The sequence below is a fragment of the Campylobacter sp. LMG 7929 genome (assembly GCF_024723595.1).
In the GTDB taxonomy this organism is placed as follows: Bacteria; Campylobacterota; Campylobacteria; order Campylobacterales; family Campylobacteraceae; genus Campylobacter_D.
Genome location: NZ_JANQCY010000006.1, coordinates 72,399 through 98,659, shown reverse-complemented (window position 1 = coordinate 98,659; position 26,261 = coordinate 72,399). Strand labels below are relative to the sequence as shown.

Sequence of the window (26,261 nt, the reverse complement as noted above, 5' to 3'; positions counted from 1 at the left end):
AAGCTTAATTCCAAATTTGCCACCATTTTTTATTTTGCTGTTTTAATTTTTGCATTAAAATATTTTGATTTTTTAATGCAAATTCATTTTCTTCATCAAGCTTTAATAATTCTTTAGTACACTCTAAAGCTTGCTCGTATTCTTTTAGCTCTTCTAAACACTGAATTTTTCCCACCAAAGCATCAGTATTTTCTTTTGTTATCTTTAAGCAATCTTCATAACATTGCAATGCATCATGAAAATCACCTAAATTTCTTAAACACTCTGCCTTATAATAATGTGTCCAATTTTGACTTTCATCTAAATTTAAAGCCATATTAAGATATTTTATAGCTTCTTTAAAATCTTGCGAATACACTTTAACTGCACCCATAAAATGATAACACTCATATGATTTTGGTTCAAGCTCACTTGCTTTTTTTGCCGCTTCAAAGCTTTCATCATATTTTCCTAAAAAGCTTAAAATTTGTGCTTTTTCTATCCAATATTCCCCAATATCATCAATTATTTTTAAGCATTCATTGATATCTTTTAAAGCTTCATTGTATTTTTCAAGATTTCTTTTACATTTTGCTCTATGAAAATATGATTCATCATCTTCTTCATTACTTAAAATCGCACTATCGTAGCATTTTATCGCTTCTTCAAACATATAAAGATCTTCATAACAAAGCCCCTTATAATACTTTGCTCCATTATGGTTTTTATCAATTTTTAAAGCCTTATTTAAATCTTCTACAGCTTCTTCTTCTAAGCTTAAATTATATTTAGCAATTCCTCGCCAAAAATAAAGTTTAAAATTATTTTTATCCACCTTATGCGCTGCATTACAATAAGCTATTAATTCTTCATAAGATTCAAGTTCTTTTGCACAATATGCTCTTTCAAATAATACATCTTTTAAATCAATATAATCTTTATATGTTTTTATAAGCTCATTGTATTCATCCATAGCTTCTTGAAATCTTTCAAGTTTACTTTTAATCCAAGCTCTTTGAGAAAGAGAATTAACATAATCTTGAATATTATTTTGCTTTTTATAGTATTTAACAGCTAATTCGCTATCTTCTAAAGCTTCCTCATATTTTTCAAGATCAGATTTTAAATAAGCCCTATTAAAAAACACATCAGGATATTCTTTTTGATATTTCAAAGCTTTTTCATAACTTATCAAAGCTTCATCATATTTATCTATCTCATATAAACTATTACCCAAATGATAAAAACCATAAGGAACTGCGTGTTCAAGTTCTGCTAATTCTGATGGAGTAAAATCATGCTTTCTTGTTCTTTCTTGATAATATTTAGCTGCTAAATCAAAATCTTCTATAGCCTCTTCAATCATTTTTAGATTAATTTTAGTATTACCTCTATTAATATATGCTTGAGCGTATTCTTCATAAAGCTCAATTGTTTTATCATAATACTTCAAAGCTTGTTCATAATCTTTTAAATCATACAAAACTCTAGCTAATGCAAAACATGGATATTGTAAATTTTCATCTAAATCGATTGATTTTTTAAAAGCATCTATTGATAATTCTATCTTTTCTAAGTCTTTATAAATATGTCCCAAAATCAAATATGCCATTGCATTTTCATTGTCTAGCCCAATAGATTTTAAACAATCTTGCAAAGCTCCTTCTAAATCATCAACTTTACGTTTATTATTAGCCCTTTTATAATACGCATCAGCAAAACTCTCATCTTGCTCAATCGTCTTAGTAAAAAATTCTATAGCTTTTTGATAATCTTCCAAATTCTCACAAGCTACACCTTGATAATAAAAAATCTGCGAGGATTCAAATCCTAAATCTTGAGACTTTTTAAAATCAATCAAAGCTTGTTTTGGATCAACACTAAGCAAAGTAATAGCTCTAGTATAATAAGCCATATAATATTCTGGAGCTAAATCAATACAAGTTTGTAAATCTTTTAAAGCTTTTGTGTGCTCATCTAAAAGTATATAAACTCTAGCCCTATTAAAATATGCTAAATAATATGCATTATCTAGCGCTATAGTTTTATTAAAAGCCAAAAGTGCTTCTTGTAATAAATCTAATTTAAAATTACATAGACCCAAAAGATTAAATAAAAATATATTACTAGGATCAAATTCTACAGCTATGGTTGCATCTTTAAGTGCTTCTTGAAATTTCAAACAATTAAATCTACAAAGCGCTCTATTATGGTAAGCTTCTAAAAGCAAACGATGTTTGTCCTCATCATCTATAAAAATCATTTTACCATCTTGAGCAAGCGTAACCTCGCCTTTGCAAAAAGCTATAAGTTCACTTAAAACCTCATCGCATTTTTCAAATTCTGAATTTTCAAAATATTCTTTAGCTAAATCTGATAATTCAGTGATTAGATTATCCAAATCTTAATCCTAGTTTTGATTTTCTTTATTTAGACTTTTTAAAAATTCTTCTATATTATATTTTGCCCTATAAGTTTCACTCATTAAGTGAATCAAAATATCACCTAAATCAAGTACAGTCCATTCTTCACTACTTTCTATATTTAAAAACTCTTCACCCTTGCTTTTAAGATTAGTTTTTAAATCATCAATCAAAGAAAGCGCATGTCTTTCCCCCATAGTAGTAGCAATCACTACAAATTTAACAAAATAATCTTTATCTTGCATATCAAAAGTTTCTATTAAATCTGCTTTTTTATCATCTAAAATCTGTACTATATTATTAATTCTTTCTTGCATTATTTTCCTTTTGTTAAATATTTTTAAATTTAGAATAATAAAGCTTAACTTCTTCTTTGATTTGCTCACAAACTTGCGATGTTTGCAAGGTTTCTCTTATAAAAGAAGAAGAGATATTTACTTTAGTATCTAAAGTTTTAAAATGTTTTGGTATAAAAATACCATCTCTTTTAGCTACAACAAATTCTACCAAATTTTGCAATCTTTCAAATTCATGCCATTTTTCAAGACTTTGTAAATGATCAGCTCCCAAAATAAGATAAAATTTAGAAATTTCATATTGCTTATGCAAAAAATCAACACTTTCTATACTAGGCACAGGTCTTTGTTTTTTTATTTCAAAATCACAAATTTCAACTTTTTCCAAACCTCCCCAAATCATCTCACACCATTTTAAGCGTCTTTGCTCATTTGCTGTAAATTCTTGCTTAAAGGGGCTAATAAAAGTTGGCATAATAATGAGCTTATCAAGTTCTAAATTTGCTAGTGCATTAAAGACTATAGCATTATGCCCTAAATGGGGTGGATCAAAACTGCCACCAAAAAGTGCGATTTTCATTAAAATTTAACCTTTTTTTAGTAGAATTTTACCTACTTAATCATAAAAAGGAAATGAAAATGGCTGTAAAAGTTGCAATAAATGGTTTTGGACGCATTGGAAGATGTGTTGCAAGAATTATTATGAAGCGCGATGATATCGAACTTGTAGCGATTAATGATACTACTGATATAGAGCTTACTAAATATCTTTTTAAATATGACACCGTTCATGGGGTATACGATGGTAGTGTTGAAAATGATGGTGATGATTTAATAATTGATAATAAAAAAATAAAAGTTTTAAAAAGCAGAAATGTAGCGGATTTAGACTTTGCAAAATATGGTGCACAAATTGTTTTAGAGTGTACTGGCGCACACTTAACTATGGAAAAATGTCAAGGATTTTTAGATCATGGGGTGCAAAAAGTTATCATGAGTGCACCTGCAAAAGATAAAACTCCAACTTATGTTTTAGGAGTAAATGCTCACGAATATAAAGGCGAAAACATCATCTCAAATGCAAGTTGCACTACTAACTGTTTAGGTCCAATTTGTAGAGTTTTGCAAGATAATTTTGGCATAGAAAAAGGTTTAATGACTACTATACATGCCTACACAAACGGACAAAGCATTATTGATGCAAAAGCAAGAGATAAAAGAAGATCACGCGCTGCTGCACAAAATATCATCCCTACTTCAACTGGTGCAGCAAAGGCTATGAAGCTTGTTATGCCTGAACTTGATGGAAAATTACATGGTCAAAGCATGCGTGTACCTGTTGCTGATGTGTCAACTGTGGATTTAACTGCAACTTTAAAGAAAAAAGTAAGTAAAGAAGAAATCAACGAAGCCTTTAGAAAAGCAGCTGCTAGCAATTTAAAAGGTATATTATTAGTAGATGATGAAGAAAGAGTTTCAAGTGATTTTATAACATGCTCTTATGGTGCGATTGTAGCAAGTGATTTAACTCAAGTTATTTGTGATGATTTTGTTAAAGTGGTTGCTTGGTATGATAATGAATGGGGATATTCTTCTCGTTTGGTAGATATGGCAGTATTTGTAGCAAAGGCTTAAGATGAGTAGTATTTTATCGATTAAAGATATTGATCTTGCAAAGAAAAAAGTGTTTATTAGATGTGATTTTAATGTTCCTCAAGATGAGTTTTTAAATATCACTGATGATCGTCGTATTCGCTCGGCTATCCCTACTATAAGATATTGTTTAGATAATGGCTGTGCAGTTATTTTAGCTTCACATTTAGGGCGTCCAAAAGAAATAGCTTCAAAATACTCTTTAGAGCCAGTTGCAAAAAGACTTGCGCGTTTAATGGCTAAAGAAGTCATCATGGCTAAAGATGTTATAGGTGAAGATGCAAAGAAAAAAGCTAGCGAATTAAAATCAAGTGAAATTTTGCTTTTAGAAAATTTACGCTTTGAAAAGGGTGAAACCAAGAATGATGAAAACTTAGCTAAAGAACTTGCTTCTATGGCTGATGTTTATATTAATGATGCTTTTGGGGTTTGCCATAGAGCTCATGCTAGCGTTGAAGCTATTACAAAATACTTTGATAATGCAAATAAGGGTGCAGGATTTTTACTCCAAAAAGAAATCGAATTTGCAAGCAATCTCATCAAACACCCTGCACGACCTTTTGTGGCAGTAGTAGGTGGTTCTAAAGTAAGTGGGAAATTGCAAGCTTTAACTAACTTACTTCCAAAAGTAGATAAGCTCATCATAGGTGGTGGTATGGCCTTTACTTTCTTAAAAGCTCAAGGTTATGATATAGGAAATTCTCTCTTAGAAGAAGATTTAATTGAAGAAGCGAATAAAATCTTGCTCAAAGGTAAAAATCTAGGGGTGAAAATTTATCTTCCTGTGGATGTTACAGCAGCACAAACTTGCTCTCAAGAAGCGGTGATGAAATACACTCCTGTGCAAGAAATTCCTGCGGGTTGGATGGGGCTTGATATAGGTCCTGCTAGTGTAAGGTTGTTTAAAGAAGCACTTTCTGATGCTCAAACTATATGGTGGAATGGACCTATGGGGGTTTTTGAAATCGATAAATTCTCAAAAGGTAGTATTAAAATGAGTCATTATATTAGCGAATCTCATGCAACAACTGTAATAGGTGGTGGTGATACTGCTGATGTCGTAGCAAGAGCAGGTGATGCTGATGAGATGACTTTCATTTCAACCGGCGGTGGAGCATCATTAGAACTTATAGAAGGAAAAGAACTTCCTGGTGTAAAACCTTTGACTATAAAGGATAATGAATGATTTTTGCAGCAAATTTAAAGTGTAATCATACAAGATCAAGCTTTGAACTTTACGCTCAAAAATTAAACCAAAACTTAAACAAAGAAGATGAAATTTTCATCTTCCCTCCTAGTATAGCTTTTTTAAAAGAAAATTTTTCCTTTCAACAAGGCGCGCAGAATTTCTACCCTTGCGAAAATGGAGCTTATACTGGAGAAATAGGTAAAATTCACTTAGAAGAATTTAATATCAAAAGCGTTTTAATAGGCCATTCTGAAAGAAGAGCTTTAAAGGAAGATGAAAGTTTTTTAAGGGCTAAATTTGATTTTGCAAAAAATCTTGATTTTAATATTATTTATTGTATAGGCGAAAGTTTAGAAACTAAAAATGCCAGCAAAAGCTTGGATTTTTTAAAAAAACAAATTAAAAATATTGATTTATCTTATAAAAAACTTATCATAGCTTATGAGCCTATTTATTCTATAGGTACAGGAGTTAGTGCTAATCTTGATGATATTAACACCATACTTAATTTTTTAAGAGAATTTACTAATGCTAAGCTTTTATATGGCGGAAGTGTTAATCAAAGCAATATTAAAGAAATTTGCGCTTTAAAAAATTGCGATGGAGTATTGATAGGTTCAGCTGCATTAAATGCAAATGATTTTTTAAATATGATACAAATAGCTAAAGGTTAAAAAATGTCTTTGGACAATGAAGAATTAAAAAGCATATTAGAGCATAAAATCACTCTATTAGAAAACTCTCGCAAAGAAGAAAAAAATATCTCATTAGAGGCTGTAAATTCTATCATTAAAATTTTAGGCTTACCAAATGAATTTAGCCCTTTGGCGCATAGATATTTTCAACTTCACACCCCACCTAGTCTCATATGGCTTCATTTAAGTGAATGCACAGGGTGTAGCGAGAGCTTACTTAGAACTTCATTGCCAGATTTTTTGGATTTAATTTTTGATTTTATTTCCTTAGAGTATCATGAAACCTTTATGAGTGCTAGCGGACATCAAGCAGAATCACATTTAGAGGAAGTTTTAGAAAAAAAAGATTTTCTTTTAGCTGTTGAAGGTGGAGTTTGTGCTATAGATCCTTTTTATCTAACCATAGGAGCACATGGTGAAAATGGATATGAAATTTTACAAAAATGTGCTAAAAATGCTAAAACAATCTTTGCTATGGGAACTTGCTCAAGCTATGGAGGAATTCAAGCTGCACATCCAAATCCTACCAAAAGCATAGGAATTTCTAAAGTCTTAGAAGAAAAAGTAATCAATATACCAGGTTGCCCCCCAAGTGATGTAAATATCATCGCAGCGCTTTGCTTTTATATATTATTTGAACAAGACATGGCTTTAGATGAGCAAAATAGACCTTTAGCCTTTTATGGTAAATGCTTGCATGATTTATGCGAAAGAAAAGCTAAATTTGAAGCAGGAAATTTTGCTCAAAGTTTTGATGATGAAAATATAAAACAAGGTTATTGTCTTTTTAAAGTAGGTTGCAAAGGACCTTATGCTTATAATAATTGTCCTAAGGTTAAATTTAACTCCAAAACCTCTTGGCCGATAGCTGCAGGACATGGATGCATTGCTTGTAGTGAAGAAAATTTTTGGGATGATTTTGGTTTTTATGAAAAACCTATGAGTAATGAATTTGCTTATAATGATTTTTCTATTTTATTAAATGATAAAATAGTCCATAATAGTTCCATCAATGAGCTTAATTCAAATAATATTTTACTAGATTTAGAAAGTGACACTAGTGGGATTTTTTATCAAAATGATACAAAGATTAATTTTTTAGATTTTAGTTTTGAAGCTAATCCTAAAGTTTTCTTAAATAATTTTGCAAAAACCAAAATGGCTATGACTTTAGTGCAAAATTACCAAGAGCAATTTAAAACATATTATGATTTTATACAAGAAAATTACGATGACAAAAGCAAAACTAGCAATAATATCTTAGACTTATTTTATTTTATATATCCATTTATTAGTGGAAAAAAATTAAACCATTTAGATGAGTTTTTAGATCTTGCTTTAGCTTATAAGTTTAAACATCCTAGCAAATTTGATTTTAAAATCACAATTAATGAACAAGCAAAACTTGATGTTTCTAAATCAATGCGCATGCCTTTAATTTATATTCTAGGCGGCTTAGATAAAGAAGGTATTGCTTTTGGATTGATTTTTTCTTTAAAAGAACATTTAAAACAAGCTCTAAAAGCATGCAAAAAGACACATAACAAAGAGCAAATTTTAATATGTGCAAAAAACGAAAAATTATTAAAATTATTTTGGGATTTAACGAGCATTTAAAGACTTAATGCTAAAATATTTATCTCCCTAAATATTTGAAATTTGCAAAGTGCAAAACTTTGCAAATTTATTCAAGATTTGGTTATTTTGACGATATAACCTTATCTTTACTTGAAAGGAAAAGCTATGCAAATTTCTAGCTACAATTCTCAAAATTTTTCTATGGATATTAAAACAAAAAATGGCAATCATCTTTCTTTTTCTATGTATGATAAAAAAGAAGCAAAATTAGATAAAGATGGAAATTCAGCATCTTTGAGTTTAAGAAATCAATTTGGTTTTTCATTTTCATATAGTGGAACTAAACTTTCACAAGAAGAAATTGAAGAAATAAAAGAAGCAGTAGCCAAAGTACAACCTCAAATCGATGAGTTTATGAAAAACTCAAGAGTTGGAACCTTAAAACCAAAAGAGCTCATTACCACTGCAATGAAAATTGGCGATGCCTTACCTGAACCAAAAAATGAAGAACATAAAAAGGCTACTTTACATGAGTTATTTAACACCATGGATAAGAGTTTAAACAAAGAAATGAATAAAACTGATCTTGAAGATATTAAAAAACAAATTTTCCAAGATAGCACTAAATTACTAGAAGAAATTTGGGAACAATATAACAAACAAAAAGAACAAAAAGAAGAAGACAATAAAGAATTTGGATTTTATGCTTAAAAAAGGAAATAACATGGAAGTAAAAGATATTTTAAAAAGCATGCTAGAACTCCAGCAAAAACTAAATGATGATACCAATGGTATAGGATGGGAAAATGGCTATACGAAAGAAGGTAAATTGATTAGTTTTAGAAGATGTATTTATATGGAGTGTGCTGAGCTTATTGATTCTTTTGCTTGGAAACATTGGAAAAGCATACACACTCCTGCAAACTGGGACAATGTGCGTATTGAAATAGTGGATATATGGCATTTTATTTTAAGTTTGATTTTAGAAGAATACAAAGAAAAACAAATAGATGATAAAAATTTCATAGCAGAGGAAGTTTCTTCTGTAACTTTTTTTGATGACTTTTGCAAAGAAACTTCCAATCCAAATGAAGCAGATATCTATGGAATTTTAAATGATATTGAGCTTATTATCCACAAATGCAGTGGTTTTGATTATGATTTAGGTGAACTCTTGAGTGCATATTTTGTTTTAGCTAGAAAATGTGGTTTAAATTTCTTTGAGCTTTATAAAACCTATATTGGAAAAAATATATTAAATCAATTCAGACAAGAAAACGGCTACAAAGAAGGCACTTATAAAAAAACTTGGAATGGTACAGAAGATAACGAAGTTTTAAATCAAATTTTAAAAGAAACACTAGATTATAAAGAAATCTATCAAAAACTTCAAGATGCTTATAAGCAAATTAAATGAATATACTATATCTAAGCTTGCAAGATTTTCTTAGCAAGCCTTTTTTAAAATTCTCAACTTTGCCTTTTTTAATCAGCTTGGTTATTTTTGCCCTGCTAGTGTATTATAGTTATGATATATTTTTTTCTTATATTGAAGATGTAGTCAGTGGCTCTTTTATGGCTTGGTTTTTTAGTTTTTCTATAGTGCAATTTTCACTTGCATTTTTAAGCGCTATAGGAGGATTTTTTATAGTAGTATTTGCCTCTGTATTTTTTACTATGTTTATAATTTCCTTTTTAACTCCTTATATAGTCAAAAAAATCAACCAAAAATACTACAACCATTTCATACAAAGAGAAGTAAATTCTTTAGAAATTTTACTTAAAACATTCAAATTTTTACTCATCTCATGCGTATTATTTGTAGTAGCTACTTTCTTGTTAATTATACCTTTTGTTAGCATTGTGATTTATTATGGAGTATTTTATTATTTATTTCACAAACTTTTATTGCTAGATGTATTAAGCAATGTCTTAGATAAAAACAATTTTGATGATTTTTATAAAAATTCATCACCATTATACTTTAAAATTATCACCTTAGTCTTTTTTGCTTTATCAAGCATACCTTTGCTTGGTTTATTTTTACAAGTATTTTATGTAATCTTCTTAACTCACTTAAGTTATCAAAAAATTTTAAAACTTAAAGCCAATAACAATGGATGAAAGAATTAAAAAATTTATCCATTCACAAAAACTTTTAAATTTAAGTATGCTTGATGAGGATGGTGGAGTATATTGCGCAAGCTGTTATTATGCTTTTGATGATAAAAATTTAGCTTTAATTTTTGCTAGTGAAGAACATACTAAACATATTCAACTTGCCTATAAATCCCCTAAAGTAGCAGTTAATATAGCGCTAGATACAGATATTATTAATCTTATTAAAGGAGTGCAAATCAAAGCTCTTTTTCAAAAAGCCACCAAAGAGCAAGAAAGAATATACTATAAAAAATTTCCCTTTGCAAAACTTGCACAAGCTTGTATTTTCGCTTTAAATATACAATGGGCAAAATACACTGATAATAAAATTTTACTTTCCAAAAAATTAGAATTTTCTCTTTAAAATACTTTTAAAATATATTGTATTTTTAATAAAACCTAATATTATTTATAAATTTTTAAATATTTTTTTAATAAAATCATATAATTTACCATAGTAGTAAAACTTTAAATTTTTAACTTTTCAAGGAGAAAAAAATGTTCTCATCTACCAAAAAATATTTACTAGGTAATTTTTCCAACAAAATTGCCTTTTTGGTTTGTATTTTTGTTATAGTTTTATTATGTGTTTTAGGTGTTTTTAATTATATTAAATCAAAATCTAATAGCCATACTTTGTTAGTTCAATTTCAACAAAAAGTTGCTTTTGATGTAAGCAAAAGATTTGATTTATATGCAAGTGATAGACGTAATATAATTAATTCTTTAACAAAATATATCAAAGAAAATAAGCATAATCTTAATTCAAAACAATACACTAGCTTGTTAAAATCCATAGGAGATTCTTTAGGTTTTGACTTAACTTATGTAGGATTTGAAGATGGCTCTATGTTTAGATCAAATGGCAACAACCAAACTCCAGAAAGTGGATATGATCCTAGAACTAGAGGATGGTATAAAGAAGCCAAAGAAAAAAAAGAGTTAATTGTCACAGAACCTTATATATCTTCTAGTATGAAAAAACCTACTATTTCTTATGCCAATCCTATTATAGAAAATGGTGAAGTTATAGGTGTAGTTGCTGCTGATTATGATTTAAAAAAATTCTCAGAAGAAGTTTTAGCTATAGGTAAAACACCTTATTCGCATGCTGCTGTTTTAGCCCATGATGGAACCTATCTTTTTCACACTGATCCTTCTAAAATTTTAACCTCAACCAATACAAGTAAAGATATTGTTGCATATTATCTTAAAACACCAGAAGGTACAAATAGAAGTCTTTCAAAAGATATTTTTAAAATTCAAACAAAAGAAAATGAAACTAGAGCTTTAATTTGTAATGGTGGAATTAATCCAAAATATGTTATCTGTTCTATAGCTGATTATGATTTTTACAATGATGCAGCTAAACAAACACTAATGGAACAAATTATTATTTCCTTGATTGCTATTTTTTTCACTTTGATTTTTATTAGAATGATTATTTCTTACAATCTTAAACCAATTGCAATTATTTCATCAGGATTACATAATTTCTTTAATTATTTAAATCACAAAGATTCTCACTCTCATCCTATTAAGCTTAAAACTCAAGATGAATTTGGAAAAATGGCAGAAGAAATTAATGAAAACATTGAGATCATTAAAGAAGCTCTAAACAAAGATGCAAAAGCTATTGAAGAATCTGTCAATATTGCTAAAAAAATAGAAACAGGTGAGCTTGATTTGCATATTAGCTCTCATGCTAACAATCCTCAAATTCAAGAATTAATGAAAGTATTAAATAGTATGCTTACAACTTTACAAAGAAAAATTGGCAGTAATTTAAACGAAATTTTAGCTGTATTTGATAGCTACAAACGCTTAGATTTCACAGCAACTATTAATGCACCAAAAGGCGATATTGAAAAGGCTATAAATTCTCTTGGAGATGAAATAAAAAACATGCTTACACAATCACTTCACCAAGGAGAATTACTCAACCAAAAGGCCGAAGCACTCAAACAAAGCATGCAAGAACTTACAAATGATGCTACACATCAAACCTCATCACTGCAAGAAAGCGCAAGAGCTTTAGAGCAAATGAACTCGGCTATGAGTGAAATTTCCATTAAAACACAAGATGTAGTAAAACAAAGCAATGATATCAAAAATGTAACTACAGTAATTTCAGATATTGCAGATCAAATTAACCTACTTGCATTAAATGCAGCTATTGAAGCAGCACGTGCTGGTGAACATGGTAGAGGCTTTGCTGTTGTTGCCGATGAAGTTAGAAATCTAGCAGAAAGAACTCAAAAGTCTTTAGGTGAGATTGAAGCTAATACTAATATCTTAGCCCAGTCAATAAATGATATGGGTGAAGCCATAAAAGAAGAAGCAGATGATATTAGTCAAATCAATGAATCAGTAGCTACCATAGAAAAACTCACACAACAAAACTCTCAAACAGCTATGCAGACTAATGCTATTGCAAATGAAGTAGATTCTTTAGCACAAGATATGCTAAGTGAAACTAAAAAAAGAAAATTTTAAACATAAAGATGCCTTTTAGGCATCTAATTTTTAAGAAAAAGAAGGTTTAATTTGCTCTAACCAAGCATCAATTCTACTTTCTGTTAAATCCTCATGATTATCATTATCTAATGCTAGTCCTACAAACTTATCACCTTCTACGGCTTCACTTGATTCAAAAGTATAACCACCCGTAGAAACAGCACCTACCAAATTTGCACCCGCTGCTTTTAAAGCTTGAGCAAGTTTTCCCATAGCGCTGCAATATGTGTCCGAATAGCTTTCACTATCTCCCATACCAAAAACAGCAACAGTTTTACCGCTAAGATTTAAAGCTGAAAAATCAAAACCATCCCAATCATCTTGAAAATCACCACTTCCCCAAGTAGAAGTTCCGCAAATTAATTTATCATAAGAATTAATTTTCTCTGCATCAATATCTGCGATATTTAATACATCTGAAATTCCTAATTTTTGAGCGATCATGTTTGCCGCACCTTCGGTATTACCCATTGAACTACCATAAATTACTGCTATTGACATTTAACATCTCCTTAAAATTTGATTATTAATAGTATAGGGAACTAATTTTAGCAAAGTTTTATTATTTTCGCATAAAAAATGTCTTATTTCTTCATGTTGAGTGAAATTTTTATTTCTTGGATACACAATATAAAATCTTTCAAAAGAATTTTCTTTTATAAATTGCAAAGCAAGCTCTATATCTTTATCACTATCTTTACAAAATAAAGGCATGACTGCCATTTTTTCATTAATGATAATGATATTTTTATAAATCTTTACTTTGGATTTGGTATTGCTTTTGCAAATTTTATCATATACAAAAGCCTCAAAAGCAACTTGTAAAGGCAAAATAAAACTAGGTGATAAGAACACATTTTGTATTAATTTAGCTAAAGTATATTTTGGCATCTTTACTTCAAGTTGTATTTGATTTAAATTTCCTTCTTTATAAGCTTTGATGATTTTATGAGAATATGGACAAAATTGTTTTATTTTGCTAAATCTCAAAGTCCTTTCTGTGCTCATATTTTGAATTTTTAACTCAAAAATATTTCTTAAACAGTCAGCTTTTTTTGCATAGATATAAGGTATTTTTAGATCATCTTCAACTAAAGAATTATATAAATTTAAAAAAATATGATTAATATTTTTTTGTTCTAAATCTCTAAATATTTTAGGTATAAAATCCTCTTTTTCATTAAATCCAAACATACACTAAGCCTTCTTTGCGCACTCATAGGTTTGATCAAGTCCAAAAACCTTACAATATTCACAATACACGCAACTTACACTGCGTTTAGCACAAACTAAAGGTATATTGCGTTTTTTTGCCTCTATTTTGATTTTTTTCATAGTATTATGATTTAAAAAACTAGTAAGCATAACTATACATTCAGTATTTTGTGGAATGGGTTTTCTATTTACCCTATTTTCATTTCTAGCATCCCAATGCTCTATGCTTTTTGCACCTAGGTTTGTCAAAACTGCTTTTATTGGGGTTATTTCATCCGCTCCGATAACCAAAACTGACATTGAGTTTTCCTTTTTATAAAAATGATAATTGTTATTATAATTTATAAAAGATAAATTTTTACTGATACTCAATATCAATTTTTTAAATTATATATTATGAGTTTGTTCAAAGATATCTGTGTGTAAAATTTCTTCTAAAATCACTGTGGCATACGAGCCTTTTTGTAAGAAAAACTCCAAAGCAAAATGAGCTTTTTCTTCATCATAATAACCTTTGCAATCTTGCAAATAAGACCACATAAAGCGCCTTGAACCTTGCATTTTATTTTTAAACTCATATGCAAAAGAAAAAATCTCATCTTCTAATTTTTTAGCTAAACCTTCGTTTGCTTCATAAGCTTTAGAGCCTATTAAAAGACCCATCGCGCTAATATCTTTTTGATTAAATCTTTCTACTTCACTTGATAAATCTTCACATATAAAACATTTACCAAAAGGATAATGTCCTAAAACTTCACCCTTTAAAAGTTTAAAAAACTGCTTTTGATTTTTTAAACTTTTGATTTCTTCTTTTTCTAAACCATAAATTTGTTTTATTTCTTTTTCACTAAAGTCATTAATAAAATGTGATAATTCCACCCTTTTGCTCAAATATCTATTAAAAAGCTCGCTTTGAAAAGCAGAAATTAAAAATTCTTGCATTTTTTTATTTTTGATTTTTTTGCCTTTTAAAATTTCTAGTCCTTGTGAAAAATTATCTTGAAATTTGCCAAAACGCTGATATCCAAAATAATTAGCAAAGCCTTGTTCTTGGATATTTTTAAAAGCTTGTTCTATTTTTAAAGCATCTACTTTTGAAACTTTTTTTAATCTTATAAAAAATGAATTTCCTTTTAAATGCCCTATTCTAAGTTTATTATCATGATAAAAACTTTCTAAAATTTTCATCTTATCATGTTTAAAATTTTTTAGACTCTCTTTAAATTTTTTAGGCATAGAAATATATTGAAAAGTTAAACCTTGTTTATCTTTTAAACCACTATAACCAAAATCTCTCATTTTAACACCGCTTTGCTCACTTAAAATTCTCAAAGCCTCGCTAGTGCTTAGATCTTTTTTTTGTATATGTAAAATTAAATGTTCACCTTTACCACTAAATTCATACAAAGGCTTTTCTCTTACTACAAAATCATTACTATTTTTTGAAAAATACACATTTATCGGGCTGTGTTTTAAAGTATATAAGGGCTTAAAAATGATGTTCTCTTCCATAAAATTTATACCTTCCTGTTGTTGTTTTTGCAAAAATATTTAGTTTAATTCTATGCTTTTTTGCCATATTTTGTATAAATGCTTTATGTTTTTTATCAAAAGCAAATAAAATTTCATATTCTTCTGCACTATTTAAGCTAAATTTATCTAATTTTTTAAGGAATTTTATACTAAGTTGATTTTGAAACAATATTCTTGATAAGTCTTTATTTAAACCATCTGAAATATCCATACTTACTCTAACTTTTTTTGCTATATCATAAAAAAATTTTTGTCTCAAACTAGGTTTTATAAAACGATGTTTAGAATGCAATTTTCCACCGCGAAATAATATATTTAAACCTTTTAAACTCTCACCTAATTTCCCACTAAAAGCAAGCAAATCTCCTTTTTTCAAACCTTTTCTAAAAATAGCCCTTTTATTTACCTTAGAAATAATAGTTATGCTAATATTGATTTTATTATCCGCTATGGTATCTCCGCCTATAATTTGTACTCCAAATTCTTTTGCACTATCTAGCAAGCCTTTTTGCAAGGCTTTAACTTGTTTCATATCTAAACATTTTGGCAAAGAAAGTCCTAAAAGAGCGTATTTTGGTGTAGCATTCATAGCAATTGCATCAGAAATATTAACAAGCATAGCCTTTGCTCCAATTTGTTCTAAACTCATCCAAGAGCGCTTAAAATGCACGTCTTCACAAAATAAATCTTTAGAATAACAATATCCATCGATTATTGCCCCATCGTCTCCATTGATAGAATTAGCAAAGGCGTTGATAATAAATTTTTCTTTATCCATGTGAATATTTTATACAAAAAGCTTTTAATTTTATATAATAATCAAATTTTTATAAGTTTAAAATGTATATAATGAAAAATAATACCAAGGATAAAATATGCAAATAACTTTAAGAATTTTTCGTTTTGATAAAGATAGTGATTATTTAGCTTATTATAAACCTTATGTTTATGATAGTAAAAATTTTAAAAGTGTTTATGATGTTTTAAGTCAAATTAAAAAAGATGACATATATTTTGATTTTGAAGAAAATCCAGAAAGTTGTATTAAAGTCAATCAAGTTACAATCAGACAAAGAAGAGATTTAAATAATATCATAGAAAGATTTGGCAAAGAACTTACCATAGAACCACTTGATACCAAAAGAGCAACCAAAGATTTAATCATGGACAAAAGTGATTTTTTAGAAAAGCTCGAACTTTTTAAAGGACTTATTGATATACACGATATAGAACTTTATAAACAATATGATTTTTTATATTATACAAGTGAAGTTAGGGAATTTTTACCTGAATATCTTGGCGATAGCTTTTTTGTATTTGCTTATAAAATGCTACTTAAATACCCAGAAAAAGCACCTCAATTTTTAAAATTAGTCGCAGATGAAGAAAAAGGAATTTATTATCACACAAAATTTAAAAATTTTATTTCTTCAAATGAGCTTGATTATGAATCTTATATTAAAGAATTAAAAGTTATGCTTGTAAAATCAGGCCTTGCAAGAAGTATTTTTTAAGGAATGAGTAATGTACAAAATCTACACCAATAGCAATAATGATTTATTTTGTTATTTTGATATTATCAAAGATGCTTTAGATAAAGTTGGAGTTCAAAGCACATTATGCGAAAAGCCTTTGGGTAAAAATTATTTTATTATTGATTATGATCCAAAAGATATCTTAGATGAATATTCTAGAATGATGGATGAGGATAATATTTTAGCTTGTGAATGTAGCTCTTATGAAATTATGAGTAAAATTGAAAAAATCCAATATGCTCCAAAGATTTTTTTAGATCATCTTAAACAAGAACACATTAAGCATTTTTTTGAACAATTTAATATAGGTGTATATCAAGGATTTTCAGACGCAAGCCGCTCTTTAGAGCTTGCCAAAGTACTTAAAGCAAATGTAATAGATTTTGAAAGAAAATACAAAAGTTGTGGCTATAGTTTTTTAAATTTAAACACCCAATTAGCATACAAATGTGCAGCTTCTGTCGTATTAGATGCTTATGATAATGGTTGTGATTTTTTAGTGGTTGAGGATTTTTATTCTTTTTATATGTTTGATAAATGTTATAAAGAATTACAAGCTATTTCAAATAGAAATTTTGAAGATTTTTATATTTTAACTTTTGCAGAGCTTGCAAATTTAGCTCTAGGTATAGTACCATACACTTTAAAAAAACACAAATTAAAAGTGAGTTTAATCAATGAAAATCGCTCTTGAATGTAAGGATTTAATTTTAGAAAAAACTTTAGAAATCGCTTTGAGAGATTTTTTAGTTTTAAAAAAAGATTGTGATTTTTTAGTCTGTGATGAAAAAGTTAACACGCAAAAACCACAATTTATCATCAATAAAAAATCAAATTTTTTATCTCATCCTTTTAATATAGAGGAATTACTTAATGCTTTAAATGATTTCAATGCAAGTTTGCAAAGTATTGCTTATAAAATAGCCATGCGTGAAAAAAAACTTATGAATCAAAAATGTGAAGCCATTTTAGAGCAATTATGTCAAGAAAGTCATGAAAAAATCGATGCGATATTTGATCTTTACAAAACAGAATTAAAAAATCTTATTAAAGAAGAAAATAATAATGCATAAAATACAAGAATATCAAAGCGTAAAAGATTTTTTAAAAAATTACAAAGAAGATAAAAAAACAAACTCAAAAAAACAAACTCAAAAAATTTACACCACCATAGAAAGTGGAATCTATAAAGGTAAAAAAATTTTACTTCCTAGTCTAGATACCACAAGAAGCACCAAAAGCATAGTAAAATCTTGTGTTTTTAATGTTTTGCGTTTTTCTTTACAAGATAAGGTTTTCATAGAGGCCTTTGGAGGAAGTGCTTTAATGGCATTAGAGGCAAGAAGTAATGGCTGCTTAAAAAGTTATGCTATAGAAAAAGATAAAAAAGCTTATGAAATCGCTTTAAAAAATGCTTCCAATATTGATCAAAATACCATTTGCTTCAATGATGATACTTTTAAAAAAACCCCTCAAATTATTCAAAATTCCAAAGAAGATATTATTTTATATCTTGATCCACCCTTTGATATTAGAGAAGGTTTTTTTGATATTTACGAAAAAACTTTAAAGTTGATAGAAAATATAAAAAATTCAAATGTTAAAATCATCATCATAGAACATCACAGTACTTTTAAAACTCCAGCCAAAATACAAAATTACGAAAAAACAAAAGAAAAAAAATTCGGTTCAACCACTCTAAGTTTTTACTCCTTTATATAAATTTGGAACCTTTTTTGCTTTAATTTATGAAAATAGCATAGATTAAAGGAAGAATCGATGAGAATATTATTTTTGAGCTTAGTACTAAGTCTAAGCGTTTTTGCAGCTACTATTAAAGAACTTACCAATGTAGTAGGTGTTAGAGATAACCAACTTATAGGATATGGTTTGGTTGTTGGTTTAAATGGAAGCGGAGATGGTACAAGTAGCGAATTTACACTACAATCTATTTCAAATATGCTTCAGGGTATGAATGTAAAAGTTAGCCCAGGTGATATAAAATCAAAAAATACAGCAGCAGTAATGGTTACAGCAAAACTTCCTGCTTTTGCAAGAAGTGGGGATAAGCTTGATGTAAGCGTAGCTTCTTTAGGTGATGCCAAATCTTTACAAGGTGGAACCTTACTTATGACAGCTCTAAAAGGGGTTGATGGAGAAATTTATGCAGTAGCTCAAGGCTCTTTAGCTATAGGTGGACTTAGCCCAAGACCAGGTGCAGCAGGAACACACTCAACCTCAGCAAATGTTATTAATGGTGCAGTCGTAGAAAGAGAAATTCCACAAAACTTTAGCCAAAGTGAAGATTTGATTTTAAGTTTAAAAGAAGCAGATTTTAAAACGGCTAACAATATAGAAAGAGTTTTAAATACTATTTTTGATACAGACATAGCAAAAGCTTTAGATTCTAGAACTATAAAATTAACAAAACCTGAAGAATTTTCTCATGTTGAATTTATGGCAAGAGTATTAGAACAAGATATAGCTTACACTCCAGAAAGTAAAGTGATCATCGATGAAAGAACAGGAACTATAGTAGCGGGAGTAAATATAGAAGTTGAGCCTATATTAATTACCCATAAAGATATCACTATAAAAATCGATCCAAACAATACCGTAGCTTTAGGACAAAATGAAATCGATATGAAAGATGGTGGTATTTTAGATCCAGTATCTAATACTTTAAAAATCACAAACAATAAAACAACAGTAGCAAACATAGCTAGAATGCTAAATAAACTTGGAGCAGCGCCAAATGATATCATAGCTATTATGCAAAATTTAAAAAGAGCTGGTGCAATTAGTGCTGAATTAGAGGTGATATGATGAGAGTTGATAATTATTTAGCGAGCAAAAACTATAGTAGCGAACTTTATGAAAGTATTACTAAACACAACAATAGCTACAAGGCTGCTAAAAACTATGCAGATAGTGCTTTTAAAAATGATTTAACTCATATACAAGCATTAAATGATGAAGATAAAGCTTTAAAAGAACAAACTGATGCTTTTGAAGCTTTTTTAATCAAAAGTGTTTTAGATATTTCTTTAAAACAAGAAAATTCTTTATTTGGAAAAGATGCAAGTGATGAAATTTATTCATCTATGTACAATGATACTATGAGTAAAGCATTAAGCGGGGGGTTAGGTTTTTCAAAATTATTATTTGATTATTTAAAAGAAAGGGGTTAAGTTATTTTTTTAAGTGTCGATATAGTTCTTAGAGTTTTTCAATAGAACTGGAGGCTTAAAATGATAAACCCTATACATCAAAGTTATGTAGCTCAGGTTGCTACTAATGATATAAATAAAACAGAAAACAAAGAAAACAACAAGGCAAAAGAAACTCAAAAGGCAGAAGAAAGTAAAGCATCTTTAATTGCTTCTCAAATTAAAAATGGCGAGTACAAAATCAATCTACAAGCCACTTCTAAAGCAATAGCAGATTCTTTATTATAATTTTTATCCTTTTTTGGGTTGGTGCCTAAGAAAGGATAAAAAATGGTTAAACAATATTTAGATGAAACAAATTCTATTTTAGAAAAACTCATCAATCTTACTTTAGAAGATATAGCACAAATTCAAGCTGCTAATCATAAACATGTAAGTAAAAGTGTTGAAGATAAAACTAAACTTGTAAATGAATTCCAAATTGCTAAAAAAAATCTTGACAAGGCTTTGGTAGAACTTAGTAACCAAGGAAACAATAAAGGCTTAGATGAGCTTTTGGATGACGAAGATAAAGAAAAACTTGCTCTTTTAAAGCAAAATTTAAACACCTTACACCAAAAAAATAAAGAATATGCCAAACTAGCTCTTATTATTAAAAATTTTTACGACAATCTTTTAAATGCAATGTTTGAACAAAATGGAACAAATAATGCTTATGGAGACAATAAAACAATTCCAGATTCATTATTTAAGATTAATGTTTAAAGGCTAAGTCATGGGAATTTTTGATAGCTTATATACCGGAGTTAGTGGCATAAGAGCTGCTGAGCTTCAAATTAACACAACAGGCAATAATATTGCCAATGCAGACGCAGTATTTTACACTAGACAAAGAGCTGTGCAAAGCTCAGGTATGTCTCTTGATAGAGGTGGTTTGCACCTAGGAACAGGCACACAAATTGACACCATAAAACGATTGCACGATGAGCACTCTTATTATGAGTTAAAAAATGCCACTACTCAACAAAATTATACAAATTATTTAGGACAAATTTTACAAGAAGCAAGCCAAAGATTTCCTGATATGCAAGGAACTGGTATTTTACAAGATTATAAAAATTATTATGATGCATGGAATAATTTTGCTTCTAATCCAAGTGATGGAGCAAGTAAAATAGATCTTGTTAATAGCGCAAATACATTAACTCAAAACATACAAAAAACCCTACAAGATCTTAGCAAAATGCAACAAACTGTCAACGAGCAAATCAGACAAACTGTAGATGAGATCAATAATATTGGTCAAGAAATTGCAAATATCAACAAACAACTTGAAAACGAAGAAGTTTTACCAACTGACAATGCTAATCAATTAAGAGATAGAAGAGATGAACTTGAACTTAGACTTTCAAAATTAGTTGATGCAGTAGCCTGGAAAGGAAAAAGCTCTCAAGATAGCACCCTAGAATCTACTATGACTGATTCTGGAAGATATTATGATTTAAGTATTCAAGGTTTTAGCATAGTCAATGGCTCTAGCTTTCATCCTTTAAAATTAGATGATAATAATCCTAATGGATTTTATCAAATTTATTATGAAGTAAATGATGAAAACCGCTATGATTTAACTAGTAAAATTTCAGGTGGACAACTTGGAGCTCAGCTTGACCTTAGAGGTAGAAACTATGATGGCAATCACGATACTTACAGCGATGGAAAATTGCAAGAGTATAAAGATATGCTCAATACCTTTACAAAAACACTTATAACTCAAACTAATAATGTCTATGCTCAAGCAGCAACTGATAAAGTAAATTCGGATGACTTAAAAGGCTTAAAACCTGATACTTCTTTAATGAGTTATGATAAAAATATTCAAGCAGGAAGCTTTGACATCACAATTTATGATGAAAAAGGTAATGCAGTAGCTACTAGAACTATAAAAATTGATGTTAATACCACCATAGAAGATGTTGTTAAGCAAATCAATGCGGATATTGATGATAACAAAGATGGTGTTAGTGGTAATGATTTAAATGATTATTTTCAAGCCTTTTATCATTATGATGGACAAAGTGATAGTGGAAATTTCCAAATCAATGGCTTAAAAAAGGGTTATAAAATAGCTTTTAAAGACAATGGTACAAATTTCCCAGGCGCTTTAAATGTATCTTCGTTTTTTAATGGTCAAGATGCAAGCAATATCAATGTAAATTCAAGCATCAGAAATGATCCAAATAGCTTAAAAGCTAGTTCAAACGGAGTTGATGGAAACAATGATGTAGCTAATGCTATGTTGCAACTTCAAAATCAAAAAGTAAATTTTTATAATAAAGATGGTACAGTTGATACTATGTCTTTAGATGGATATTATAGAAAATTTACAGGTCAAATTGCTTCAGATGCTGAAAGCAATGGTTTTGCGCATGCAACTAATATGACGGTATTTAATACAGCCTATGCAGAATATCAATCAAAAAGTGGCGTAAACACCAACGAAGAATTAGCAGCGCTTATACAATATCAAGCAAGTTATGGCGCTGCGGCTAAAATCGTAACTACTGTTGATCAAATGCTTGAAACCTTACTTGGTTTAAAATCTTAATGCAAACTAAAGCTCTTTTAGATGAAGCAATTTTAAGCAAAAACACTCAAAAAGAGCTTTTCTCTCATCCTGATCCTTTGCAAATTGCAAGTGTTTATAAAGATGAAACCATAGCTTTGCTTTGCGCTTTATTTGCTTATGGAAATGCTAAAAATATTGTAAATTTTTTAAAAAAACTTGATTTTTCCTTGTTTGAAAGAAATGATGAGATTATTAAAAAAGAATGCAAAGATCTAAAATACCGCTTTCAAAACTCTCAAGATATAGCTCAAATTTTTATCACACTTAAACGCTTAAAAAATGAAGATAGCATAGAAAATATTTTTACCAAGGCTTATCAAAAAGAACAAAATATCACACAAGCAATAAAATTTTTTATAGAAACAATTTATAAACTTAATCCTTATAGAAGCTATGGTTATGAGTTTTTCTTTTCAAAAGAATTTAAAACTCCAAAAGGTCCTTTAAAAAGATACAATATGTATCTTAGGTGGATGGTAAGAAAAGATGAGCTTGATTTGGGTTTGTTTAAAAATATCGATAAAAAAGATTTACTTATACCCTTAGATACCCATACTCATAAAGTTTCATTAAAACTTAAGCTTTTAAAGCGTAAGATTTATGATTTTAAAAGTGTTTTAGAGCTTACTCAAAGTCTTAAAAAATTTGATCCACAAGATCCTATAAAATATGATTTTGCTCTATATAGAATCGGACAAAACAAGGAAAGCTTATGGAGCTTGAATTAACTTATTATGTGATTTTATTTTTTGTTGCTGCTTTTGCAGGCTGTGTTGATGCGATTGTAGGTGGTGGTGGACTTATTACTATACCTGCTTTATTTGCTTGCGGGATCCCTCCTCATTTAGCCCTAGCTACCAATAAACTTCAAAGCACTTTTGGCTCACTTACTGCGGTTTTATCTTATAGAAAACATATGAACATAGAAAAAATTGCTTTAGGTATTTTATTTACCGCAATTGGAGCTGTTATTGGCACTTATGCAGTTTTACTAATAGATCAAAACGCTGTTAAAATCATTGTGCTAATATGCCTAGCTTTAGTTTTTCTTTATACTATTTTTAAGCCTAATTTAGGAAATGTTCATAATGAAGCAAAAATGAGCGCCACAAGCTTTCAAGTCACTTTTGGTTTATTGCTTGGCTTTTACGATGGCTTTTTAGGGCCTGGAACTGGGTCTTTTTGGATTTTTGCTTGTGTAATATTTCTTGGTTTTAGTATGAAAAATGCAAGCATTAATACTAAAATCTTAAATTTCACTAGCAATGTAGTGGCTTTAGGGGTGTTTTTATACTCTTATGAAGTACTTTGGAAAGTTGGTATTTTAATGAGTATAGGCCAAGTCTTAGGTGCCTTTGTAGGCTCAAAACTAGTCTTAAAAACACAAGGAACTTTTATCAAAAAACTCTTTTTAACTATGGTTGCTTTAACTATAGCTAAGGTTGCTTATGATTATCTTGTTTAAATTCCTTGACTAATTTGCCACATAGGTAAAAATACACCCAAGGCTAAAACTAAAATCAAACTCGCCATAAAAATTGTCATCAAAGGCTCTAAAACACTTAAAAGTCTTTGAGTGTAATTTTCTTTTTTATGTTCATAAAATAAAGCAAGCTCATAAGTACTCTCATCTAGTTTAGAACTTTTTAAAGCTAAATTTAACATTCTTATCGCAAAAGATTCAAAAAGCTTTATTTTGAAAAAAGTTTGATCTAAATCAAGTCCTGATTCAAATAAAGTCTTTATAATAAACATTTTGTTTTTAAAAAATTGATTTTCTATACCTTCACAAGCAAGCTCAAAAGCTCTTTTTATATCCACCCCTGCTTTCAATAAATAAGAAAAAATCAAGAAAAAACAAAATTTATCTTGATAAAATATTATCTTTCCAAAAATGGGAGAATAAAAAAGAATTTTATGAAAAAACAAAGACTTTCTAAAAGAGTAAGCAAGCATTATAAAAAATCCCATACCTAATAAAATAAATACATAAAAATGTTTAAAAAAATCTCCTAAAACAAAAAGAATTTGAGTGATTTTTGGCAAATCTAGTTCAAGTTGCAAAAATAAAGTTTTAAATTCAGGCAAAACCAAAATCATCAGTACAAAAAAAGCTAAAATAATACATGTAAAAACAAAAAGTGGATAAGTTATAGACTTTTTAAACTGCTTAAAACTATGAAGGTTTTTCTCTTTTAGATTAATGATAATCTCAAAAGCCTTATATAAATCCTCCTTACCGTCACAAATTTTTAAAACAGCACATTCTCTAGAATTTAAAACACCTCTAAAAGCTTCATTATAAGAGCTTCCATTTTTGAGTTTATTATAAATCACACTAAATATTTTAGCTATATGCACATCATGATTTGATCTTGCAAATTCTAAAATAGCTTCTTGTAAGCTTAATCCTGCTTTTAAAATCATACTTAAATCTTTAAGGATAAAAATAAGCTCTTCTTCTTTAATTTTATGTTTTGTTGTCCCAAAGTATTCTTCAACACTAATTATATTTTCAAATGATTTTTGTGCATGATTTCTGGCTTCATATAGATTTTTGGCTTTAATTATACTTTGCTTTTGCTCTTTGTTTAAAGCATAAAAAATAATAAATTTTTTCAAAAACCAATCTTTCTTAGCTCATCTACACTTGTTAAACCAAGCTTAACTTTTTCCAAAACATCCATACCTATTGATTATAAAATCATTATCATCTCCATTAAGTTTAAAAGCAAGCTCTTGCCAATTAATCCCGCTTGAATGACTTTTATTTAAATGTACTGCAACTATACTTACATCAATTAAAACTTGTTTTTTAAGTCTTTTATTTAAATCTTTTAAATATTTTTCAACCCTTGTAAGCTCATACAAAGTAGCATTTAAAGTGATAATCCCTGCATTAGTATTAATAATAGGTTTAGTTGTATTTTCATCTAATAAAACTTGTATTTCTTCTGAAATTTTTTCCCAAAAATCAAATTTATCCGTGCTAATGACCAAATTATCCGCTTCTTTAGTATTATCATAATCGCCCTGTTTAGGTCTTGAATCCACTGAAGCTTTAGTAATGCTTTGCCCTTCTCTAATAGAGCTTATATAATGCACTTTAAAAGTTTTAACTTGTCTTCCATAAATTTTTAAAATATTTTTTTCATATTCATAAGCAAGATTATTTTCCATCAATAAAAGTTTAAAAATTTCTCTTAAAGACATTTTTCTTATGTGCAGATAGTTTTGAGTATGATTTAACTTTTCTCTGGCTAATGAATCTTTTATTATAATACTAAAACCACATTCTCTACCAAGTTCATTTAAAATTTCAATCAAAGAAGTTTTATTTTCTACACTTATATCAAAAAAGCGTTGATGACACTATGAAGCAAAAACGTTTGTAAAAGTTAAGATGCTAATAAATAAAAATATTATTTTTTTCATACAATTTTAAAACCATGATTTTTTCTTCCTTTATCAATACAACTTGAGAATTTTTAATCTCAACAATCTTAAAACCTTCAATATCATCATTTAAAGCATACCATTTATCATTAATCTTAACTTTATTAGAAATGATAGCTTGCAAAGAAAAATCAGATTTTATATTTGTAGTCTTTTAAAAAAAAGGATCTTGAATCAAAGAAAAATCAATATTACTGCAATCTTGATTCAAAAATGGGTACTTAGCACCAAAAACA

30 protein-coding genes and 1 pseudogene are annotated in these 26,261 nt (G+C 28.8%); 21 read left to right on the top strand and 10 right to left on the bottom strand.

What is annotated here, in order from left to right:
- Window positions 1-4 precede the first annotated feature (4 nt).
- From CAMP5118_RS04340 to nadD, 3 genes are read right to left on the bottom strand one after another with little or no spacing between them, the layout of a single operon-like run.
- Window positions 5-2,380 carry a tetratricopeptide repeat protein gene (locus tag CAMP5118_RS04340; RefSeq protein ID WP_337216697.1) on the bottom strand — a complete coding sequence of 792 codons (2,376 nt, stop codon included), beginning with the start codon at window positions 2,378-2,380 and terminating at the stop codon, window positions 5-7.
- Between the two features lie 9 nt (window positions 2,381-2,389).
- Window positions 2,390-2,719: a ribosome silencing factor gene (gene rsfS / locus CAMP5118_RS04335; RefSeq protein ID WP_012661160.1), complete on the bottom strand. Its 330-nt coding sequence runs from the start codon at window positions 2,717-2,719 to the stop codon at window positions 2,390-2,392.
- 13 nt (window positions 2,720-2,732) lie between these two features.
- Entirely contained in the window at window positions 2,733-3,278 is a 546-nt protein-coding gene (nadD, locus tag CAMP5118_RS04330) for a nicotinate (nicotinamide) nucleotide adenylyltransferase (RefSeq protein ID WP_263678587.1), read from the bottom strand.
- A 59-nt stretch (window positions 3,279-3,337) separates the two neighbouring features.
- Here nadD and gap point away from each other — a divergent pair, with 59 nt between their 5' ends.
- The 10 genes and pseudogenes from gap (at window position 3,338) to CAMP5118_RS08070 (ending at window position 12,469) form a co-directional block, all read left to right on the top strand.
- Window positions 3,338-4,333 carry a type I glyceraldehyde-3-phosphate dehydrogenase gene (gap, locus tag CAMP5118_RS04325; protein ID WP_039628046.1) on the top strand — a complete coding sequence of 332 codons (996 nt, stop codon included), beginning with the start codon at window positions 3,338-3,340 and terminating at the stop codon, window positions 4,331-4,333.
- A 1-nt stretch (window position 4,334) separates the two neighbouring features.
- Window positions 4,335-5,537, top strand: a complete 1,203-nt coding sequence (locus CAMP5118_RS04320) for a phosphoglycerate kinase (RefSeq protein WP_263674809.1) — start codon at window positions 4,335-4,337, stop codon at window positions 5,535-5,537.
- Window positions 5,534-6,214: a triose-phosphate isomerase gene (locus CAMP5118_RS04315; protein WP_337216696.1), complete on the top strand. Its 681-nt coding sequence runs from the start codon at window positions 5,534-5,536 to the stop codon at window positions 6,212-6,214. The genes CAMP5118_RS04320 and CAMP5118_RS04315 overlap by 4 nt, the downstream gene beginning before the upstream one ends.
- Window positions 6,215-6,217: 3 nt before the next feature.
- Complete coding sequence (locus CAMP5118_RS04310; RefSeq protein ID WP_337216695.1) at window positions 6,218-7,852, top strand: hydrogenase small subunit; 1,635 nt, start codon at window positions 6,218-6,220, stop codon at window positions 7,850-7,852.
- A gap of 126 nt (window positions 7,853-7,978) precedes the next feature.
- Complete coding sequence (locus CAMP5118_RS04305; RefSeq protein WP_220517270.1) at window positions 7,979-8,524, top strand: ATP-binding protein; 546 nt, start codon at window positions 7,979-7,981, stop codon at window positions 8,522-8,524.
- A 13-nt stretch (window positions 8,525-8,537) separates the two neighbouring features.
- Window positions 8,538-9,230, top strand: a complete 693-nt coding sequence (gene dut / locus CAMP5118_RS04300; protein ID WP_240390174.1) for a dUTPase — start codon at window positions 8,538-8,540, stop codon at window positions 9,228-9,230.
- On the top strand, window positions 9,227-9,937 hold the full coding sequence (locus tag CAMP5118_RS04295) for an EI24 domain-containing protein (RefSeq protein WP_220524011.1): 711 nt from the start codon (window positions 9,227-9,229) through the stop codon (window positions 9,935-9,937). The genes dut and CAMP5118_RS04295 overlap by 4 nt, the downstream gene beginning before the upstream one ends.
- Window positions 9,930-10,337 (top strand): pyridoxamine 5'-phosphate oxidase family protein, encoded by a 408-nt coding sequence (locus CAMP5118_RS04290; RefSeq protein WP_263663833.1) that lies wholly within the window; start codon window positions 9,930-9,932, stop codon window positions 10,335-10,337. Before CAMP5118_RS04295 ends, CAMP5118_RS04290 begins: the two co-directional genes overlap by 8 nt.
- Before the next feature lie 134 nt (window positions 10,338-10,471).
- Window positions 10,472-11,122 (top strand): annotated as a pseudogene (locus CAMP5118_RS08075) (cache domain-containing protein); the annotation flags it as partial.
- Window positions 11,123-11,353: 231 nt separating this feature from the next.
- Entirely contained in the window at window positions 11,354-12,469 is a 1,116-nt protein-coding gene (locus tag CAMP5118_RS08070) for a methyl-accepting chemotaxis protein (RefSeq protein WP_412174993.1), read from the top strand.
- Window positions 12,470-12,499: 30 nt separating this feature from the next.
- On the opposite strand, the gene fldA is transcribed toward CAMP5118_RS08070, so the two are convergent.
- From fldA to CAMP5118_RS04260, 5 genes are all read right to left on the bottom strand, one after another.
- Window positions 12,500-12,991 carry a flavodoxin FldA gene (gene fldA, locus CAMP5118_RS04280; protein WP_240388293.1) on the bottom strand — a complete coding sequence of 164 codons (492 nt, stop codon included), beginning with the start codon at window positions 12,989-12,991 and terminating at the stop codon, window positions 12,500-12,502.
- Window positions 12,992-13,684 carry a hypothetical protein gene (locus CAMP5118_RS04275; protein WP_337216693.1) on the bottom strand — a complete coding sequence of 231 codons (693 nt, stop codon included), beginning with the start codon at window positions 13,682-13,684 and terminating at the stop codon, window positions 12,992-12,994. It abuts the gene before it with no gap.
- A gap of 3 nt (window positions 13,685-13,687) precedes the next feature.
- Window positions 13,688-14,005: a DUF2325 domain-containing protein gene (locus CAMP5118_RS04270; protein ID WP_337216692.1), complete on the bottom strand. Its 318-nt coding sequence runs from the start codon at window positions 14,003-14,005 to the stop codon at window positions 13,688-13,690.
- A gap of 87 nt (window positions 14,006-14,092) precedes the next feature.
- Window positions 14,093-15,226, bottom strand: coding sequence for a tRNA pseudouridine(13) synthase TruD (gene truD / locus CAMP5118_RS04265; protein ID WP_337216704.1), 1,134 nt, complete (start codon window positions 15,224-15,226; stop codon window positions 14,093-14,095).
- Window positions 15,195-16,016 carry a thiamine-phosphate kinase gene (locus CAMP5118_RS04260; protein WP_337216691.1) on the bottom strand — a complete coding sequence of 274 codons (822 nt, stop codon included), beginning with the start codon at window positions 16,014-16,016 and terminating at the stop codon, window positions 15,195-15,197. The genes truD and CAMP5118_RS04260 overlap by 32 nt, the downstream gene beginning before the upstream one ends.
- Window positions 16,017-16,113: 97 nt before the next feature.
- Here CAMP5118_RS04260 and CAMP5118_RS04255 point away from each other — a divergent pair, with 97 nt between their 5' ends.
- The 11 genes from CAMP5118_RS04255 to CAMP5118_RS04205 are packed head-to-tail and all read left to right on the top strand — an operon-like array spanning window position 16,114 to window position 24,034.
- Window positions 16,114-16,752, top strand: a complete 639-nt coding sequence (locus CAMP5118_RS04255) for a DUF5644 domain-containing protein (protein ID WP_257396275.1) — start codon at window positions 16,114-16,116, stop codon at window positions 16,750-16,752.
- A gap of 10 nt (window positions 16,753-16,762) precedes the next feature.
- A complete protein-coding gene (locus CAMP5118_RS04250) occupies window positions 16,763-17,467 on the top strand; it encodes an HdrB C-terminal domain-containing protein (protein ID WP_337216690.1) in 705 nt (234 codons plus the stop codon).
- Complete coding sequence (locus CAMP5118_RS04245; RefSeq protein WP_337216689.1) at window positions 17,451-17,846, top strand: hypothetical protein; 396 nt, start codon at window positions 17,451-17,453, stop codon at window positions 17,844-17,846. The genes CAMP5118_RS04250 and CAMP5118_RS04245 overlap by 17 nt, the downstream gene beginning before the upstream one ends.
- Window positions 17,839-18,495: an RsmD family RNA methyltransferase gene (locus tag CAMP5118_RS04240; RefSeq protein WP_263663827.1), complete on the top strand. Its 657-nt coding sequence runs from the start codon at window positions 17,839-17,841 to the stop codon at window positions 18,493-18,495. Before CAMP5118_RS04245 ends, CAMP5118_RS04240 begins: the two co-directional genes overlap by 8 nt.
- A gap of 57 nt (window positions 18,496-18,552) precedes the next feature.
- On the top strand, window positions 18,553-19,599 hold the full coding sequence (locus tag CAMP5118_RS04235) for a flagellar basal body P-ring protein FlgI (protein WP_039617681.1): 1,047 nt from the start codon (window positions 18,553-18,555) through the stop codon (window positions 19,597-19,599).
- The gene (locus CAMP5118_RS04230; RefSeq protein ID WP_039617679.1) at window positions 19,599-19,964 is read left to right on the top strand and encodes a rod-binding protein; all 366 of its coding nucleotides are present in this window, start codon (window positions 19,599-19,601) and stop codon (window positions 19,962-19,964) included. The genes CAMP5118_RS04235 and CAMP5118_RS04230 overlap by 1 nt, the downstream gene beginning before the upstream one ends.
- A gap of 60 nt (window positions 19,965-20,024) precedes the next feature.
- Window positions 20,025-20,231 carry a hypothetical protein gene (locus tag CAMP5118_RS04225; RefSeq protein WP_012661139.1) on the top strand — a complete coding sequence of 69 codons (207 nt, stop codon included), beginning with the start codon at window positions 20,025-20,027 and terminating at the stop codon, window positions 20,229-20,231.
- A 42-nt stretch (window positions 20,232-20,273) separates the two neighbouring features.
- A complete protein-coding gene (locus CAMP5118_RS04220) occupies window positions 20,274-20,708 on the top strand; it encodes a flagellar protein FlgN (RefSeq protein ID WP_337216688.1) in 435 nt (144 codons plus the stop codon).
- 10 nt (window positions 20,709-20,718) lie between these two features.
- The gene (gene flgK / locus CAMP5118_RS04215) at window positions 20,719-22,548 is read left to right on the top strand and encodes a flagellar hook-associated protein FlgK (protein ID WP_263682762.1); all 1,830 of its coding nucleotides are present in this window, start codon (window positions 20,719-20,721) and stop codon (window positions 22,546-22,548) included.
- Window positions 22,548-23,297 carry a TIGR02757 family protein gene (locus tag CAMP5118_RS04210; RefSeq protein ID WP_337216687.1) on the top strand — a complete coding sequence of 250 codons (750 nt, stop codon included), beginning with the start codon at window positions 22,548-22,550 and terminating at the stop codon, window positions 23,295-23,297. The genes flgK and CAMP5118_RS04210 overlap by 1 nt, the downstream gene beginning before the upstream one ends.
- Entirely contained in the window at window positions 23,282-24,034 is a 753-nt protein-coding gene (locus tag CAMP5118_RS04205; protein WP_337216686.1) for a TSUP family transporter, read from the top strand. Before CAMP5118_RS04210 ends, CAMP5118_RS04205 begins: the two co-directional genes overlap by 16 nt.
- Here CAMP5118_RS04205 and CAMP5118_RS04200 read toward each other — a convergent pair.
- Window positions 24,031-25,191 (bottom strand): type II secretion system F family protein, encoded by a 1,161-nt coding sequence (locus CAMP5118_RS04200; protein WP_337216685.1) that lies wholly within the window; start codon window positions 25,189-25,191, stop codon window positions 24,031-24,033. The genes CAMP5118_RS04205 and CAMP5118_RS04200 overlap by 4 nt on opposite strands.
- 42 nt (window positions 25,192-25,233) lie before the next feature.
- Window positions 25,234-25,896, bottom strand: a complete 663-nt coding sequence (locus CAMP5118_RS04195; protein ID WP_337216684.1) for a hypothetical protein — start codon at window positions 25,894-25,896, stop codon at window positions 25,234-25,236.
- Window positions 25,897-26,261: the final 365 nt, after the last annotated feature.